Source organism: Rhodobacter maritimus (assembly GCF_058747975.1).
Genome location: NZ_CM179095.1, coordinates 424,415 through 439,494 on the forward strand (window position 1 = coordinate 424,415; position 15,080 = coordinate 439,494).

At 67.5% G+C, this 15,080-nt stretch carries 17 protein-coding genes; 5 read left to right on the forward strand and 12 right to left on the reverse strand.

What is annotated here, in order from left to right; all coding sequences use genetic code 11:
• Positions 1–164: 164 nt before the first annotated feature.
• From AC4PTO_RS02145 to AC4PTO_RS02160, 4 genes are read right to left on the reverse strand one after another with little or no spacing between them, the layout of a single operon-like run.
• Positions 165–947 (reverse strand): SDR family oxidoreductase, encoded by a 783-nt coding sequence (locus tag AC4PTO_RS02145; protein ID WP_492731412.1) that lies wholly within the window; start codon positions 945–947, stop codon positions 165–167.
• Positions 944–1,903 (reverse strand): calcium/sodium antiporter, encoded by a 960-nt coding sequence (locus AC4PTO_RS02150; RefSeq protein ID WP_492733499.1) that lies wholly within the window; start codon positions 1,901–1,903, stop codon positions 944–946. The genes AC4PTO_RS02145 and AC4PTO_RS02150 overlap by 4 nt, the downstream gene beginning before the upstream one ends.
• 6 nt (positions 1,904–1,909) lie before the next feature.
• Positions 1,910–2,101: a hypothetical protein gene (locus tag AC4PTO_RS02155; protein WP_492731413.1), complete on the reverse strand. Its 192-nt coding sequence runs from the start codon at positions 2,099–2,101 to the stop codon at positions 1,910–1,912.
• A 4-nt stretch (positions 2,102–2,105) separates the two neighbouring features.
• Positions 2,106–2,915 carry a S49 family peptidase gene (locus AC4PTO_RS02160; protein WP_492731415.1) on the reverse strand — a complete coding sequence of 270 codons (810 nt, stop codon included), beginning with the start codon at positions 2,913–2,915 and terminating at the stop codon, positions 2,106–2,108.
• A 156-nt stretch (positions 2,916–3,071) separates the two neighbouring features.
• Between AC4PTO_RS02160 and AC4PTO_RS02165 the strand changes: the two genes are divergently transcribed.
• Positions 3,072–3,944, forward strand: coding sequence for a LysR family transcriptional regulator (locus tag AC4PTO_RS02165; RefSeq protein ID WP_492731417.1), 873 nt, complete (start codon positions 3,072–3,074; stop codon positions 3,942–3,944).
• Positions 3,945–3,954: 10 nt separating this feature from the next.
• Here AC4PTO_RS02165 and AC4PTO_RS02170 read toward each other — a convergent pair whose 3' ends face one another.
• The 3 genes from AC4PTO_RS02170 to ubiA form a co-directional block, all read right to left on the reverse strand.
• Positions 3,955–4,284 (reverse strand): hypothetical protein, encoded by a 330-nt coding sequence (locus AC4PTO_RS02170; protein WP_492731418.1) that lies wholly within the window; start codon positions 4,282–4,284, stop codon positions 3,955–3,957.
• Positions 4,285–4,300: 16 nt separating this feature from the next.
• The gene (locus AC4PTO_RS02175; RefSeq protein WP_492731420.1) at positions 4,301–6,442 is read right to left on the reverse strand and encodes an OmpA family protein; all 2,142 of its coding nucleotides are present in this window, start codon (positions 6,440–6,442) and stop codon (positions 4,301–4,303) included.
• A gap of 81 nt (positions 6,443–6,523) precedes the next feature.
• Positions 6,524–7,489, reverse strand: a complete 966-nt coding sequence (ubiA, locus tag AC4PTO_RS02180) for a 4-hydroxybenzoate octaprenyltransferase (protein WP_492731422.1) — start codon at positions 7,487–7,489, stop codon at positions 6,524–6,526.
• A gap of 12 nt (positions 7,490–7,501) precedes the next feature.
• Between ubiA and AC4PTO_RS02185 the strand changes: the two genes are divergently transcribed.
• Genes AC4PTO_RS02185 through AC4PTO_RS02195 form a run of 3 tightly spaced genes read left to right on the forward strand, consistent with a single transcriptional unit; the run spans position 7,502 to position 10,162 of the window.
• Positions 7,502–8,227, forward strand: a complete 726-nt coding sequence (locus AC4PTO_RS02185) for a 16S rRNA (uracil(1498)-N(3))-methyltransferase (RefSeq protein WP_492731424.1) — start codon at positions 7,502–7,504, stop codon at positions 8,225–8,227.
• On the forward strand, positions 8,224–8,736 hold the full coding sequence (locus AC4PTO_RS02190; RefSeq protein ID WP_492731426.1) for a hypothetical protein: 513 nt from the start codon (positions 8,224–8,226) through the stop codon (positions 8,734–8,736). Before AC4PTO_RS02185 ends, AC4PTO_RS02190 begins: the two co-directional genes overlap by 4 nt.
• Before the next feature lie 55 nt (positions 8,737–8,791).
• Positions 8,792–10,162 carry a glutamate--cysteine ligase gene (locus tag AC4PTO_RS02195; protein WP_492731428.1) on the forward strand — a complete coding sequence of 457 codons (1,371 nt, stop codon included), beginning with the start codon at positions 8,792–8,794 and terminating at the stop codon, positions 10,160–10,162.
• Between the two features lie 10 nt (positions 10,163–10,172).
• On the opposite strand, the gene AC4PTO_RS02200 is transcribed toward AC4PTO_RS02195, so the two are convergent.
• The 5 genes from AC4PTO_RS02200 to AC4PTO_RS02220 all read right to left on the reverse strand — a co-directional run bounded on the left by AC4PTO_RS02200 (position 10,173) and on the right by AC4PTO_RS02220 (position 14,100).
• Positions 10,173–10,661, reverse strand: coding sequence for a DUF805 domain-containing protein (locus AC4PTO_RS02200; protein WP_492731430.1), 489 nt, complete (start codon positions 10,659–10,661; stop codon positions 10,173–10,175).
• A 68-nt stretch (positions 10,662–10,729) separates the two neighbouring features.
• A complete protein-coding gene (plsY, locus tag AC4PTO_RS02205) occupies positions 10,730–11,338 on the reverse strand; it encodes a glycerol-3-phosphate 1-O-acyltransferase PlsY (protein ID WP_492731432.1) in 609 nt (202 codons plus the stop codon).
• Between the two features lie 21 nt (positions 11,339–11,359).
• Entirely contained in the window at positions 11,360–12,637 is a 1,278-nt protein-coding gene (gene pyrC / locus AC4PTO_RS02210) for a dihydroorotase (protein ID WP_492731434.1), read from the reverse strand.
• Between the two features lie 19 nt (positions 12,638–12,656).
• Positions 12,657–13,142: a hypothetical protein gene (locus AC4PTO_RS02215; protein WP_492731436.1), complete on the reverse strand. Its 486-nt coding sequence runs from the start codon at positions 13,140–13,142 to the stop codon at positions 12,657–12,659.
• Positions 13,135–14,100: an aspartate carbamoyltransferase catalytic subunit gene (locus AC4PTO_RS02220; RefSeq protein ID WP_492731438.1), complete on the reverse strand. Its 966-nt coding sequence runs from the start codon at positions 14,098–14,100 to the stop codon at positions 13,135–13,137. Before AC4PTO_RS02220 ends, AC4PTO_RS02215 begins: the two co-directional genes overlap by 8 nt.
• Before the next feature lie 112 nt (positions 14,101–14,212).
• On the opposite strand from AC4PTO_RS02220, the gene AC4PTO_RS02225 reads away from it, so the two are divergent.
• Positions 14,213–15,019, forward strand: coding sequence for a uracil-DNA glycosylase (locus AC4PTO_RS02225; protein ID WP_492731440.1), 807 nt, complete (start codon positions 14,213–14,215; stop codon positions 15,017–15,019).
• The last annotated feature ends 61 nt before the right edge of the window (positions 15,020–15,080 follow it).

Consider the following 15,080-nt stretch of genomic DNA (forward strand, 5'->3'; position numbering starts at 1 on the left):
CTTCCCCAAGCTGCCTATTTTTTAGGCGTATTGGTAAGTGTCTGAAATTAAATTGAAAATATTTGGACTTCTGGCAAGTCGCTGAAAACAATGAGAGTTTTGTAACGGCCGCGTGACCGGATCGCCTCTGGTGGACAAGTTGACGCAGGGGAGGGCGGCGCGGGTTATTCCGGGCCAAGGACATCGGGGGTTTTCCAGCCAAGATGCTGGCCGCCATCAATGCACAAAAGCTGCCCGGTGACGGCGGGCGCATCCAGAAAATACCCCAATGCGGCACAGATATCGGCGGTATCGGCGCCGCGCTCCAGGATCGTTGCGGCGCGTTGGCGGGTGAAATGGCCGGCGGTCTGGCGCGCGCCCTGCAAGGTGGGGCCCGGCCCGATCGCATTCACGCGGATATCGGGGGCAAGACCCTGCGCCGCGGTGCGTGTCAGCGCCCACAGCCCCATCTTCGCCAGGGTGTAGGTGGTGAATTCGGGGGTAAGCTTCAGAACCCTTTGATCGAGCATGTTCACGATCATCGCGCGGGCCATCGGCTCGGGGCCGGAGCGGTCGGCGCGGGGGGCCTGCGCGGCAAAGCCCTGGGTCAGGACAAAGGGCGCGCGCAGGTTGGATTCGAAATGCCGGTCCCAGCTTTCGCGCGATGCGGTGCGGAAGTTGTCGTATTCGAAGATCGAGGCGTTGTTGATCAAAAGCGTGAGCGGCCCGCCAAGCGCCGCGGATGCGCGGCCGATCAGCCCGGCGGTTTCCTCTTCCTGCAAGAGGTCGGCCCGCAGGGGCACGCAGCTTCGGCCAAGGGCGCGGATCTCTTGCGCGGCGGCCTCGGCCTCTGTCTCGGATGTGGCGTAATGTAGCGCGATGTCGAAGCCGCGCGCGGCAAGGTAAAGCGCCATCGCACGGCCAAGGCGCCGCGCGCCCCCGGTCACCAGTGCCCGCTGCACCGTCATGCCGTCCCCCCCAGAACCAATACGATGACATAGATCGCATAAAGCGCCACGAAGACCGCGCCGACAACCCTGCGAAACGGCCAGCGATAAAAGACGAAGGGCGCGATCAGCAGCGCAGAGCCCAGCATCACCCACAAATCAAGCCGCAGCATCTGTTCGGGCACGGGCAGCGGGCCGACCAGCCCGGCCACGCCGATGATGGCAAGAAGGTTGAAGATGTTGGAGCCGATCACGTTGCCAAGCGCCACGTCCGCCCGCCCCTTGATCGCGGCGGTCACCGATGTCGCAAGCTCGGGCAAGGAGGTGCCGATCGCCACGAGGGTCAGGCCGATCACCGCCTCGGAAATGCCGAAGAAGCGGGCGATATTCGTTGCGCCATCCACCAGAAGATCCGCGCCAAGCGGCAGCCCCACAAGGCCCGCCGCGACATAGATCCCGATCCGTGCCCAGGGCATGTGCGGGTTGACGCCTTCCAGATCCGCCGCGCCGTTGCCATTCCTTGCGGAGCGGTGCGAAAGCGCCTCGCGGATCTGGTCGGTCAGGATCAGCGCAAGGCCAAGCAGCAGGATCAGCGCATGCGGCCAGCGGATCGGCCCGGCAAAGCTGAGCATGATGAAGAGCAGCGTGGCGGCAAGCATCATCACATAGCTTTTGCGGATATCGTGCCCGTCGGTATGGATCACCGAGATCAGCGCCGGGATGCCCAGCACCAGAAGCACGTTCGCGGTGTTCGAGCCGATCACGTTGCCAAGCGCGATCGCCGGTGCATCGGCCAGGACCGCGGCGACCGATACCATCATCTCGGGGGCCGAGGTGCCGAAGGCGACGACCGTCAGCCCCACGATCAGCGCCGGAATCCCAAGCCTGAGCGACAGGTTGACCGCGCCCCGCACAAGAAGATCCCCCGCCACAACCAGCAAGGCCAGGCCTGCGGCCACGAAAACCAGATCGACGATCAAAACCTAAACTCCGCTCTGCCTGTCCGCCTGACAGGGGCACGGCCCCTTGCCGATGATCGGGCGATTGCATGCCTTGCAGCGGCGCGTGGCCGACAGGCGCGGCGGCCGGCCGCGCATTCCCGGCAGGCGCAGCTTGCCGAACATGGCCAGCACCGCCATCCCGATCAGAAAGAACGTCATCGCCTTCAGGATCATGGCGTCACAACCCGTAGCGCGCCCAAAGCGCGCGTTCCTCTGCGGCATCCAGAACCGCACCGGCCGCCTCAAGGCCGAAGCGGCGGAACAGCGGGCGCTTCAGCCCGTAGTTCAGGAACAGCGCATCCTTGCCGTAACGTTCGCGCAGCTTGGGCACCATATGCGCCACGCCGTCGATCAGGCCCAGGTCGGTGGCCTGCTCTCCGGTCCAGACATCGCCGGTGAAAAGATCGCGGTCGGTCGCCAGCTTCGCACCGCGGCGCGCCAAGACATGGGCGCGGAAGGTCGCGTGCATCGGCTCCAGCAGGTTGCGCAGCCGCTCCACGTCCTCGGGCTTTTCGGGGCGGAACGGGTCCAGAAAACTTTTCGCGCCGCCCGCGGTATGCACGCGCCGCTCGATCCCGTAGCGGTCGATCAGCCCGGCGAAACCGAAGCCCGCCGAAATCACCCCGATCGAGCCGATGGCAGAGGTGCTGTCGGCCCAGATCTCGTCGGCCGCGCAGGCAAGCCAGTATCCGCCAGAGGCCGCGACATCCTCGATAAAGGCGTGTACCGGGGTTTCGGTTTCCTCCGAAAGACGCCGGATCCGCGCCGCGATCAGCGAGGATTGCACCGGAGAGCCCCCCGGAGAGTTGACCGCAAGCGCCACGGCGGCGGGTCTGCCCCTGCGAAAGGCGCGCTCCAGCAGCGGTGCAAGCGAGGCGTCCGACAGGCCCGAGGCGCCGGGACGTGCCGCCCCGATCTGGCCGTGCAGTCGGATCACCGCGATCCGCGCGGGTTTGCTGACGAAGGGCAGAAGATGTTTGATGCGCATGCGTCGGGATGTAGTCGCCCCCGGGCCGGGGAACAAGCGCGCGCCCCCGGATTTCTTTGCCATTCGGCACCGGGTGCAGACTTTCGCCGCGAATCCCGCCGAAAAGGTCGGAAACCGGTCTGGCCAGACCGCCGCCGTGCGCCTAGCCTGCACCGCATGATCGACAAGCTGGAAATGTTCATAGCGCTTGCCCGCGAAGGGCATTTCGGCCGCGCCGCCGAGGTTTACGGCGTGACCCAGCCGACCCTGTCCTCGGCGCTGCGCTCGCTTGAGGATCAGCTGGGCGTGCAGCTTGTGTGGCGCGGCTCGCGCTATCGCGGGCTGACGCCCGAGGGGCAGAGGGTGCTCGAGATCGCGCTGCGGATCGTGGCCGAGGCGCGCGTGCTGCGCGAAGAGATGCGCGCGGCGCGTCATGGCGTGGCGGGCCATCTGCGGCTGGGCGTCATCCCCACAGCGCTGCCGCGCGTGACCTGGCTGACCGGCCCGTTCCTGGCGCGCAACCCCGCGGCGCGGATCACCATCCTGTCCTGCACCTCGACCGAGATCCTCGAAGGGATCGAGACGCAAGAGCTTGACGCCGGGATCAGCTATCTCGAGAACGAGCCCATCGGCCGGATGGACCGCGTGCCACTTTGGCGCGAAAGCTATCGCCTTGTGGAAATGAGCGAGGATGAGGCGCCCGTGACCTGGGCCGATGCGGCCACCCGGCCGCTTTGCCTTCTGACCCCAGATATGCAGAACCGCCGGCTGGTCAATGCCCATCTGGCGGAGGCGGGCGTTTCGGTGATGCCGCGCGTTCAGTCGAACTCGACCATCGCGATCCTGTCACATGTCGCGGCGGGGGGCTGGGCCGCGATCCTGGCCGAGGCGCTGACCGAGGGGTTCGCCCTGCCGCCCGGTTGCGTCGCCCGGCCCCTGACAAGCCCCGATGCAGGCCACACCGTGGGGCTGATCCTCGAGGCGCGCGATCCGCACACCCCCACGCTTCAGGCGCTTCTGGCGGATGCGCGGCGGATCGAGATGCGCTGACCCGCGCGGTTCAGCGGGTGGCGTTCATCCGGTCAATATAGGCGCGCAACTCCTCGGTTTCGTGGCGGGCATCGCGCAGCCCTTCCATGGCGGCGCGCAGCTCGGCCTCGGATTGCGTGATCTGGTTCGACAGCTCTGCCTCGCGGGTCTCGATGTAGCGCAGGGCCTCGTCCCGCGTTTCCTCGGCCTCGTGCAGGGCCTGGGCCATCTGCTCCAGTTCGCCCATATCGGCGCGGGTGACACGGGTCAGCCGGTGGATCAGCCACGAGGCGAACCAGCCAAGGCAGAAGGCGATGAAAAGGATCGTGGCCGTGGCGAATACGAATTCGGTTCTGTTCATTCTGGTTCCTGCGCCTTCAGTTCGAGGAGCCGTTACCCAGACCTTCGGGCCGGGCAGCGGGGCGGAGCGTGTCTTCGGTTGCGGGCTGGGCCTCGATGGTCGGTTCGGGCTGTTGCGTTTCGGGGGCTTCCGCATCGGTGCCGCCTTCGGCCTCCGGGTCGGCGGGCGCACTTGCCCCGTCATCGCTCGGGGCGCTGCCGGTATAGTCGGCATCGGCATCCGTGGAGGGGGCCGTGCCTTCGGCATCTGGCGCGGTCTCTGCCGGGCTGTCCGCGGGGGCCGCGTCCGGGCTTCCCTCGGGGGCGGCGTCTTCCGCGCCTTCCGGAGCCGGGGGGGCGGTATCGGTGCCGCTTTCGCCCTCGATCGGAGTTCCGTCCAGCAGCACGAACTCGATCCGGCGATTGGCTTCGCGCCCTTCCTCGGTGCCGTTATCGGCGATCGGCTGTGCCTCGCCATAGCCTCGCGTGGTGATGTTGCCGACCAGGACCCGGCGGTCCATCAGCGCGGCGACAACCGAATCCGCCCGCTCTTGCGAAAGCTGCTGGTTGAACTCTTCCGAACCCTGGCTGTCGGTATGCCCCGCCAGTTCCATCCTGAACTCCGAGCAGTTCTTCATCGCCTCGGCCAGCCGGTCCAGAATGCCCGCGGCTTCGGGGGCGATCACGGCCGATCCTGGCTCGAAGCTGATCTTGGTGGTGGTCAGCACGGTGTTCAGGTTGCGCACGCATTCCGCGCCGGTGGGCAGGTTCAGCACCGGGTCGAGGCGCTTTTCGTATTGCACCGACAGGTCGATGCGCGCGCCTTCGCCAAGCCGGGTGGTCAGGATCCGCGCCACCGCATCCGAGGCCTGCGGATTGCCCGTCACGCCCGCCACCTGCACCAGATCGGGCGTCACCGTGACCGAGCCGTGCTCCAGCTCGTCCAACGCCTCCAGCGCAGCCATCACGCGGGTCGGCCAGCCGGCGGGCAGGCCCTCGTCGATCCGGGTCGCGCCATAGACGCTGTCATGGCCGAACCGGGCGCGGGCGACGCTTTCGGTCGCTTCGCGCTGCCGTTCGTCAGGCAGCCTGCCGCGCAGCTGGACCTGCCCGTTCTCGGCCAGGATCGCCGTGAATTCCGCGGTCTCGGGGCGGTTGGCATCGGGTTTCTGCGTCAGTTCGGCCTTCAGGGAAAAGACCTCCGGCAGGTTCGATTCCAGTTCTCCCACGGCCTTGTCGAAGGCGGTCTGCGTGACATTCGCACCCGCGACCAGGACGATATCGGCATCCGAGAAGGTCACGGTGCCTTCGCCCAGCTCTTTCATCGCGGCCAGCGTCATGCCGACCGCTTCGCTCCAGTCGGGTGAGGGGACGCCCATGCCGATAGTGCAGCCCAGATCGCCCGTGGCCCCCGCCGCGCGGGCGGCCGCAAGGATGCGCGTGCGCGCGCGCTCGGTATCGGCCGAGCAGGCATCGAACCGCGCGCCCTCGGCGTCGATCAGGAAGCGCAGCGTGAAGGGCGCGATGACCGGGCGCGGGGCCGAGATGTCATAGCTCAGCTTCAGCCCCTCGGTCTTGCGCCGAACAAGGCCGGTTTCGACCCGCGCCTTCTCGGCCGGGGAATCCGTGATGGCGGTCACCGAAACCGCGCCCGCCTCGATCGAGATCTTCGAGCGCGGCAACGAGCGCAGCGTGGTCACGCCGTAATCGAAAGCGGTTTGCCAATCCGCCGGAACCGGGTAGTCGGCGGTTTCCAGCATGTCCGTCACCTTGCCGTCCGCAGCGAGCCTTTCCAGATCGGCCAGAAGCGATTCGCGATCGGTATCGGCCGGCACGAGGCCGATCAGCGAGATGCCGTCGTCATTGCGCAGGATCTCGAGCGAGAAGGCCGGCGGCGCGAGGGCTTCGGTCTGGGCCACATCGGTCGCGTCGATCACGCGCGTCGCCTCGACCACGGTGGCGGCAAGCGACATGGCGCGGAAACGTTCTGCTTCGGAGGGGGCGGTGCCAAGGATGATGACCTGAAGCCCGTCCGCCTCGACATTGGCCCAGCTGTAGCCCGCGGTCTCAAGCGCCACGCGCATCTCCGAGCGGCTGCGCTTTTCGATCACGGTGGCCGAGCCGCCTGCGATGAACGCCGACACCACCAGTGCCAGCACGAAGGCGGCGGTGGTCATCATGGTTGAGCCTGGGCGCATGGGAACGAGCTTCCGGTCAGTTTCACAGGCCACTTCAATAGCGGCCGGACCTTTGCTGTTCAATCACACGACTGCGCTAGCGGCAAGAAACAGCGTGGCCAGAAGCCCCGCATCGCGATTCGAGCGGAACAGCCGCAGGCAGGCGTCGGTATCGTCGATGTCCAGCCTGCGCAGTTGCCACAGCATATGCCAGCCAAAGGCCCAGGGCGCACAAAGCGCAAGCGCCAGCTTCAGCGGATCGGCCTGCGGCAAAAGCGCCGCCAGAACCGCCAGCGTCATGAGCATCACCGATCCGATCAGGAAACCGCCCAGCCATTTCGGCGTGGCCGTGCCGAACAGCCGTGCGGTGGACCTGATCCCGATGAGGGCGTCGTCCTCCTTGTCCTGATGGGCATAGATCGTGTCGTAGAACAGCGTCCAGACAAGGCCCGACAGGTAAAGCGCCACCGCCGCGCCCGACAGGTGGCCGGCATGGGCGGTCCAGCCCAGAAGCGCGCCCCAGTTGAAGGCGATGCCCAGGAAGACCTGCGGCCACCAGGTGAAGCGCTTGGCGAAGGGATAGATCGCCACCGGCACCAGCGCGACGATGCCCAGCACGATCGCGGCGGGCGCATAGCTGAACAGGATCAGCGCCGAGACGGCGACCTGCGCGATCATCCAGATCACCGCCCCGCGCACCGTGATCTGCCCCGAGGGGATCGGGCGCGAGCGCGTGCGTGCCACCTGCGCGTCGAAATGCCGGTCGGTGATGTCGTTCCAGGTGCAGCCCGCGCCGCGCATCAGCGCCGCGCCAAGCGTGCAGCTGAGCGCGAGCCAGAGATCCCACATCCGGGGGGCGTCCGCCGCGGCGGCAAGGGCGATGCCCCACCAGCAGGGCAGCAGCAAAAGCCAGGTTCCGATCGGCCGGTCCGCACGGCTCAGCCGCAGATAGGGCCGGGCGGGGGCGGGCGCCCACCGGTCCACCCAGTTGCCGCGGGGCGCATCGGCGACCACGCCCCGAGGCTCTGGCATTTCGGCTTTCCCGGTCATAGATTTCGCCTCATGGAACGAGCAAGGATCCGGCTACATGTAGAGCACCCCCTGGGGGAGGGGCAAGCGGTGCCCCTGACCGAGGCGCAGGCGCATTACCTTTTCGGGGTGATGCGGCTGGGGCCGGGCGCGCGCGTCGCGCTGTTTGACGGCCGGCACGGGGAATGGACGGCCGAGGTGGCCGAGGCCGGCAAGAAGCGCGGCACGCTGCGCTGTCTTGCGCAGGCCGCGCCGCAGCAGAACCCGCCCGACCTGTGGCTTCTTTTCGCGCCCATCAAGAAGGCGCGCACCGATTTCATCGTGGAAAAGGCGGCCGAGCTTGGCGCCGCGCGGATCGTGCCGGTGCAGACCGAGTTCACCAATTCCGAGCGTATCCGGCAGGACCGCCTTCAGGCCCACGCGGTGGAGGCGGCCGAGCAATGCGGCGGCACCTTCGTGCCCGAGGTGGCCGATCTGGTGGCGCTGCCGCGGCTGCTGTCGGGCTGGGATTCGGGGCGGCGCATCCTGTGGGCTGATGAAAGCCTTGCCGGCCCGGCTGAAACGCTGGCGGGGCTGGCGCCCGGCCCGTGGGCCATCCTGATCGGCCCCGAGGGCGGCTTTTCGGAACCCGAGCGCGCGCGGCTGCGCGGCCTGCCCTGCGTGACACCGATCAGCCTTGGCCCGCGCATCCTGCGTGCCGACACGGCGGCCTGCGCGGCCATCACGCTGTGGCAGGCGGCGCTTGGGGATTGGCGATGATCCGCCCCGAGGCGCGCGCGGCCCTGTGGCGCTGGCGCGAGGTGGCGGCCGCCGCCGCGGCCCTGGCGGCGGGGCTGTGGCTTTTCTTGCTTGGCGGCTACATCCTTCAGGGCATGGGGATCATGCTTGCCGTTTCCGGGGCGGGCTGGCTGGTCATTGCCTGGCGCCGGCTGCGTTTCGCGCGCGCCGTCGCGGCCCCCGGCCTTGTCGAGGTGGACGAGGGCCAGATCGGCTATTTCGGTGCCGGGCAGGGGCTTGGCGGATATGTCGCACTGCGCGACCTGACCGAGATCCGCCTGCTGCGCCTGCGCGGCGTGCAGTACTGGCGGCTGAAGCAGACGGACGGGCAGGCGGTGCTGATTCCCGTCGCCGCGGCGGGGGCGGGTGCGCTTTATGATGCCTTCGCCACGCTGCCTGGCATCGACATGGGCCGCCTGACCGCCGCGCTGGATGACGGCGCTGCCGCACAGAGCCTGTGGAAGCGATCCGCCCGTCTGCCCTTGACTTGACCGGCGCCCCGCGTCACCAGTTCCTTCCCGGCAATGACGCGCACGAGGCGGATCCATGTCTATTCCACAGGAGGGCGGCGGCCCGATCGAGCGGTTCGAGCAACTGGCCGAATATATCGCCTCGGGCGAGAAGCCGAAGGACGACTGGCGCATCGGCACCGAGCACGAGAAATTCGGCTATTGCCAGGACAAGCTGAAACCCCTGCCCTATGACGGGCCGCGCTCGATCCATGCGATGCTGGAGGGTCTGCGCGCGCGGTTCGGCTGGGAGCCGGTTTCCGAGCAGGACAACATCATCGGCCTGACGCTGAACGGCGCCAATATCAGCCTTGAGCCGGGCGGGCAGCTGGAACTGTCGGGCGCGCCGCTGGAGACGATCCACCAGACCTGCGACGAGGTGAACGAACACCTGCGCGAGGTTCAGGCCGTGGCCGACGGGATCGGCGCGCGCTTCATCGGGCTGGGGGCGGCCCCGATCTGGTCGCAGGACCAGATGCCGATGATGCCGAAGGGCCGTTACCGGCTGATGACCGATTACATGGACAAGGTCGGCACGCTTGGCAAACAGATGATGTATCGCACCTGCACGGTGCAGGTGAATCTCGACTTCGCGTCCGAGGCCGACATGGTGCAGAAGATGCGCGTGGCGCTTGCCTTGCAGCCGGTGGCGACCGCGCTTTTCGCCAATTCGCCCTTCCTCGACGGCAAGCCCAACGGCATGAAAAGCTGGCGCGCGCATATCTGGCAGAACCTTGACGATGCGCGCACCGGCATGCTGCCGTTCTTCTTCGAGGACGGCATGAGCTATGAGCGTTATGTCGATTACGTCCTCGATGTGCCGATGTATTTCGTCTATCGCAACGGCAAGTATATCAATGCCCTCGGCCAGAGTTTCCGCGATTTCCTGAAGGGCGAACTGCCCGCCCTGCCGGGGGAAAAGCCCACCCTTTCGGACTGGGCCGATCACATGACCACGGTGTTCCCCGAGGCCCGCGTCAAGAAATACATCGAGATGCGCGGCGCGGATGGCGGCCCGTGGCGCAGGCTTTGCGCGCTGCCCGCGCTTTGGGTGGGCCTGCTCTACGATCAGGGCGCGCTGGATGCGGCCTGGGATCTGGTCAAGGGATGGGATGCCGACACCCGCGAGGGGCTGCGCGTGGCCGCCGCACGTGATGCGCTGCAAGGCGCGGCGAACGGCGTGAAGCTGCACGATCTTGCACGCGAGGTCGTCTCGATCGCGCAGGGGGGGCTGAGGGCGCGCGCGCGCAAGGGGGCGGACGGCCTGATCCCGGACGAGACGCACTTCCTCAACGCGCTGGAGGAAAGCGTGGCCACCGGGCGCGTCCCCGCCGATGAGCTTCTGGCGAAGTATCACGGCGAATGGGGCGGGGATCTGTCGCGGATCTACGCCGAATACAGCTACTGATCCGGGCGGGCTAGCTGCGCGGAACCTTCGGGACGCTGCTCGTGTGCCAGGGCTCGGCCGGGCCGGACCCCGTTCCGCCGCCCGGCGGGCGGGCGCCGCCCGCGCCGGGCCGGAGGCCGAAGCGGTTCGCCTCTGGCTGCGAGGGCTGCACGAAGAAATAAAGCAGCACCAGAAAGCCCACCAGCGGCAGCAGGATCAGCAAAAGCCACCAGCCCGACTTGTCGATGTCATGCAGCCGCCGCGCGCCGACCGCCAGCGAGGGCAAAAGGACCGCCAGCGAAAACAGCGCGGCCAGCGGGCCGCCATCGCTTTCAAACGCCATCCGTCCGGGGCCGGTCGTCATCGAGCCGGTGCCGAACAGCAGGCTGTCGAGGATTCCCAGCCCGATCTGGCACAGGATGTTGAACAGCACGAAATACCAGTATTCCGACCGGGCCGCGCGGCCGGAAAATGTGGCGTATTTCGCAAAACAGGTGCGGATTGCCGTGGAAAAGTTCATGCCGACCTCCGGGGCTTCAGCGTTTGTCCCATGAAGCCTCAGGACGGTGCATTTTTCAACCGTGGCGCTCAGGCCCTGGCGCCGATCCGCGGCTCGGTCCCGGCGGCGAGGCGCGCGATATTCGCCCGGTGGCGCCAGAAGACAAGGACCGCAAGCCCCGCGCAAAGCAGCATGATGTCGGCATGGCCAAGCGCCCAGGCCAGCGGCACCGAGGCCGCCGCCGCAACCAGCGCCGAAAGCGAGGAGATGCGGCTGACAAGCGCCGTCAGCAGCCAGGCCACGCAGGCCGCGATGCCCACGGGCCATGCAAGCGCCAGAACCGTGCCAAGGAAAGTCGCCACGCCCTTACCGCCCCGGAAGCGCAGCCAGACCGGATAAAGATGGCCCAGAAATGCCGCGCCCCCCGCGATCTGCGCGGCCTCTTCGCCCAGCAGGGCCCGCGCGATCAGCACCGCCGCCGCGCCCTTGCCGCTGTCCAGCAGAAGCGTTGCCGCAGCGGCGGCCTTGTTGCCGGTGCGCAGCACGTTCGTGGCCCCGATATTTCCCGACCCTATGCTGCGCAGATCGCCAAGCCCGAGCGCCCTGGTGATGACCAGCCCAAAGGGGATCGACCCGATCAGATATCCGCACAGCGCCACCAGCCCAAGGACCAGCGCCCCGCTTTCGATTCCCGGCATCTTTCTGCCCCCGTGTTCTTGTTATTGGCCTGCGCGATAAACCTGCACCCCCGCGACGAATGTGGCAAGCACTTTGCCTTCCATCCGCTGCCCGTCGAACGGGGTATTCTTCGATTTCGAATGCAGTTTGAAACGGTCGAGCAGGAAGGGCGCGTCGGGATCGAACAGCACCAGGTCCGCCGGGGCGCCCTCGGCCAGCCGGCCTTGCGGCAGGCCCAGCCGTTTCGCCGGATTGAGCGACATCGCCCGGAACAGTTGCGGCAGGCTGAGCGCGCCCGCGTGGTAAAGGCGCATCGCGGCGGGCAGGAAGGTCTCCAGCGCGACGGCGCCGCTTGCGGCCTCTTCGAAGGGCAGGCGCTTGGATTCCTCGTCCGCCGGCGTGTGCATCGAGCAGATCACGTCGATCAGCCCCGAGGCCACCGCCTCGACCATCGCCATGCGGTCGGTTTCGGGGCGCAGGGGCGGGGTCAGCTTGAAGAAGGTGCGATAATCGCCCACGTCGAATTCGTTCAGCGTGAGGTGGTGGATCGAGATCCCCGCCGTCACGTCAAGCCCGTTCGTTTTGGCGCGTTCCAGCGCGGGCAGGGTGCGCGCGCAGGTGACCTGATCCGCGTGGTAGCGCGCGCCCGTCATCTCGACCAGGCCCATATCGCGGTCAAGGCCCATCCGCTCGGCCATGGGAGAGACGCCCGGAAGGCCGCGCAGGCTGGCAAATTTGCCGCTGGTGACGGCGGCGCCCTTCGACAGGCCCGGATCTTGCGGGTGGCAGATCACCAGCGCATCAAGGCTGCGCGCATAGCTGAACGCGCGGCTGAGCACCTTGGTATCCGCGGTGACATGTTCGCAATCGGAAAAGGCGACGGCGCCGGCATCCTGAAGAAAGCCGATCTCGGTCATCTCGCGGCCGGCGCGCGCCTTGGTCAGCGCGGCCATGTGGCGGATGCGGACGGGCGCGGATTCCTGCGCGCGGCGGGTCACGAATTCCAGGATCTCGGGGGTGTCGATGGCCGGGTTGGTGTCAGGCCGCGCGATGATCGTGGTCACACCGCCCGCCGCCGCCGCCAGCCCCGCCGAGCGAAAGCTCTCGCGGTGCCGTTCGCCCGGCTCTCCGATCTTGACGCCCCAGTCGACGATGCCGGGGGCAAGGCACTTGCCGTGGCATTCGATGATCTCGGCATCGCCCGGCGCGGCCATCTCGCCGATCGCGGCAATCCGGTCGCCATCGACGATGACATTGCCAAGCTTCTGCGTCAGGGTTTCGGGGTCGATCAGGCGGGCGTTCTCGAAGAAAAGCGTCATGCCATCTGGTCCTTCATCTTCATCGTGCCACCTGTGCGCGCGCGGCTTTTGCGGCCGTGATCCGGGCGACGACCGCCTCGCCGTCGGCCAGGTGCTTGATCAGGTGCTTGGCGCCGCCGCGGGTGATGATCTGCACATCGCCGAACAGCCGCCGCACGGTCTCGATTTCAAGCAGCATGACCTGCCGCCCCTGCGGCCCGATGAGCCGCCGGTCGGTCAGTTGCCAGCGGCGCGCGAAAACCTCCGAGCGGAAATAGAGCCCGCGCAGCCCCAGCCCGATCACCACCGCCGCTGCCGCCACGGGGATCTGGTCGGCCTTTCCGGTCCAGGGCAAGATGGCCACCACTGCCGCAACGCCCACCGCCGCCATGGCGGCATGATCGGCCCAATAGCGGCGCCGGTCGGCGGTGAAGACGGCTTCCACCGTTTCGCCGTCGTCCAGCGGCAGTTCCGATTGCGGGCCGGGGCGGTAGCGCAGCACGTCGTCCGGCTTGATCTCAGACATAGGTGCCCTCGGTCGCGGCGCGGCCGCGCTCGGCGCGCAGGTTCTGCGCCAGAAGGTCCATGCAGGCCATGCGCACCGCGACGCCCATCTCCACCTGGTCCTGGATGACCGAGCGGTTGATGTCATCGGCCAGCGTGCCGTCGATCTCGACCCCGCGGTTCATCGGGCCGGGATGCATCACGATGGCGTCCTCCTTGGCGTAGGACAGCTTTTCCGCGTCCAGCCCGTAGCGGTGGAAATATTCGCGCTCGGACGGGATGAAGCCACCGTCCATCCGCTCTTTCTGAAGGCGCAGCATCATCACCACGTCGGCGCCCTCAAGGCCTGCGCGCATGTCGTCGAACACCTCGCAGCCGAATTCGGCAACGCCTGCTGGCATCAGCGTGGGGGGCGCGATCAGGCGCACGCGGTTTTCCATCTTGCCCAGCAGGATCAGGTTCGAGCGCGCCACCCGGCTATGCGCGATATCGCCGCAGATCGCCACCGTCAGGCGCTGCAAGCGCCCCTTGGCGCGGCGGATCGTCAGCGCATCCAGAAGCGCCTGCGTGGGGTGTTCGTGCTTGCCGTCGCCAGCATTCAGGACCGCGCAGTTCACCTTTTCGGCCAACAGGTTGACCGCGCCGGAATTGCCGTGCCGCACGACCAGAAGATCGGGATGCATCGCGTTCAGCGTCATCGCCGTGTCGATCAGCGTCTCGCCTTTCTTCACGCTGGACTGCGCGACGGCCATGTTCATCACATCCGCCCCAAGCCGCTTGCCGGCCAGCTCGAAGCTGGCCTGGGTGCGGGTCGAGTTCTCGAAGAACATGTTGATCTGGGTCATGCCGGCAAGCGCATCGGTGCGTTTGACCGTGCGCCGGTTCAGCTCCACATAGCGTTCGGCAAGATCAAGGACGGTGCGAATATCCTCGGGCGCGAGATGCTCGATCCCCAGAAGGTGCCGTGCGCGAAATGCCATTGCCGCCTCACTCTTCGTGCTTTGGCGCGCTTATCGCAAATGGGGGGCGGGGCGTCCAGCACGAAGGCGGTGGTGGCTTTACCTTCGCCGGTGCCGGGCTTAGCCTTGGCGCATGCAGACTCAGGCCGCATCCGATCTTGATTATCACGCCGCGCTGGCCGCCCTTGAATGGCAGCTTGAGGCCGGCGTGGACGAGGCGATCACCGACGCGCCGCTGAACCGCTACGAGCTGCCCGAGGCCCAGGCCAAGGTGCGCGCCCCCGCGCCCGAGGTTGCCCAGACCGTGCCTGCGCCGCCCGAGCCGGTGGCCGAGGTCGATCCCGTGGTCATCGCGCAACGCGCGGCGGGGGCGGCGCCCGACCTGCCCGCGCTGGCCGAGGCCGTCGCGGCCTTCGATCTGTGCGAGCTGAAGAAGGGCGCGCGCTCGACCGTCTTTGCCGATGGCAATCCCGCCGCGCGGGTGATGATCATCGGCGAGGCGCCGGGCCGCGACGAGGATATCGAGGGCCGTCCCTTCGTCGGCCGCGCGGGCCAGTTGCTTGACCGCATGCTGGCCGCCATCGGCCTGTCGCGCGGGGCGCCTGATGCCGCTGCGGCGGTCTACATCACCAACACCCTGCCATGGCGCCCGCCCGGCAACCGCACCCCCGAGGCGGCCGAAATCGCCATGATGCGCCCGTTTCTGGCCCGTCACGTGGAGCTTGCCGATCCCGACCTGGTGGTGCTGATGGGCAATGCTGCCTGTCAGGCGGCGTTGGGGCGCACCGGCATTCTCAAGCTGCGGGGCAACTGGGCCGAGGCTTTCGGCCGCCCGGCGCTGCCGATGACACATCCGGCCTATCTGTTGCGCACGCCACAGGCCAAGCGCGAGGCCTGGGCCGATCTTCTGGCGATCCGGGCCCGGCTGAACGGTGTTTGACACCGCTCCGGCAGTCATGAAATTTGCGTGATCCGCGACGGAAGCGGCAATGCGCCGCGTA

Bases quoted from the DNA above. Each gene is read 5' to 3' on its own strand.
- AC4PTO_RS02145 (WP_492731412.1), bottom strand. From the start codon at position 947: ATGACGGTGCAGCGGGCACTGGTGACCGGGGGCGCGCGGCGCCTTGGC.
- AC4PTO_RS02155 (WP_492731413.1), bottom strand. From the start codon at position 2,101: ATGATCCTGAAGGCGATGACGTTCTTTCTGATCGGGATGGCGGTGCTG.
- AC4PTO_RS02160 (WP_492731415.1), bottom strand. From the start codon at position 2,915: ATGCGCATCAAACATCTTCTGCCCTTCGTCAGCAAACCCGCGCGGATC.
- AC4PTO_RS02165 (WP_492731417.1), top strand. From the start codon at position 3,072: ATGATCGACAAGCTGGAAATGTTCATAGCGCTTGCCCGCGAAGGGCAT.
- AC4PTO_RS02170 (WP_492731418.1), bottom strand. From the start codon at position 4,284: ATGAACAGAACCGAATTCGTATTCGCCACGGCCACGATCCTTTTCATC.
- AC4PTO_RS02175 (WP_492731420.1), bottom strand. From the start codon at position 6,442: ATGATGACCACCGCCGCCTTCGTGCTGGCACTGGTGGTGTCGGCGTTC.
- ubiA (WP_492731422.1), bottom strand. From the start codon at position 7,489: ATGACCGGGAAAGCCGAAATGCCAGAGCCTCGGGGCGTGGTCGCCGAT.
- AC4PTO_RS02185 (WP_492731424.1), top strand. From the start codon at position 7,502: ATGGAACGAGCAAGGATCCGGCTACATGTAGAGCACCCCCTGGGGGAG.
- AC4PTO_RS02190 (WP_492731426.1), top strand. From the start codon at position 8,224: ATGATCCGCCCCGAGGCGCGCGCGGCCCTGTGGCGCTGGCGCGAGGTG.
- AC4PTO_RS02195 (WP_492731428.1), top strand. From the start codon at position 8,792: ATGTCTATTCCACAGGAGGGCGGCGGCCCGATCGAGCGGTTCGAGCAA.
- AC4PTO_RS02200 (WP_492731430.1), bottom strand. From the start codon at position 10,661: ATGAACTTTTCCACGGCAATCCGCACCTGTTTTGCGAAATACGCCACA.
- plsY (WP_492731432.1), bottom strand. From the start codon at position 11,338: ATGCCGGGAATCGAAAGCGGGGCGCTGGTCCTTGGGCTGGTGGCGCTG.
- pyrC (WP_492731434.1), bottom strand. From the start codon at position 12,637: ATGACGCTTTTCTTCGAGAACGCCCGCCTGATCGACCCCGAAACCCTG.
- AC4PTO_RS02215 (WP_492731436.1), bottom strand. From the start codon at position 13,142: ATGTCTGAGATCAAGCCGGACGACGTGCTGCGCTACCGCCCCGGCCCG.
- AC4PTO_RS02220 (WP_492731438.1), bottom strand. From the start codon at position 14,100: ATGGCATTTCGCGCACGGCACCTTCTGGGGATCGAGCATCTCGCGCCC.
- AC4PTO_RS02225 (WP_492731440.1), top strand. From the start codon at position 14,213: ATGCAGACTCAGGCCGCATCCGATCTTGATTATCACGCCGCGCTGGCC.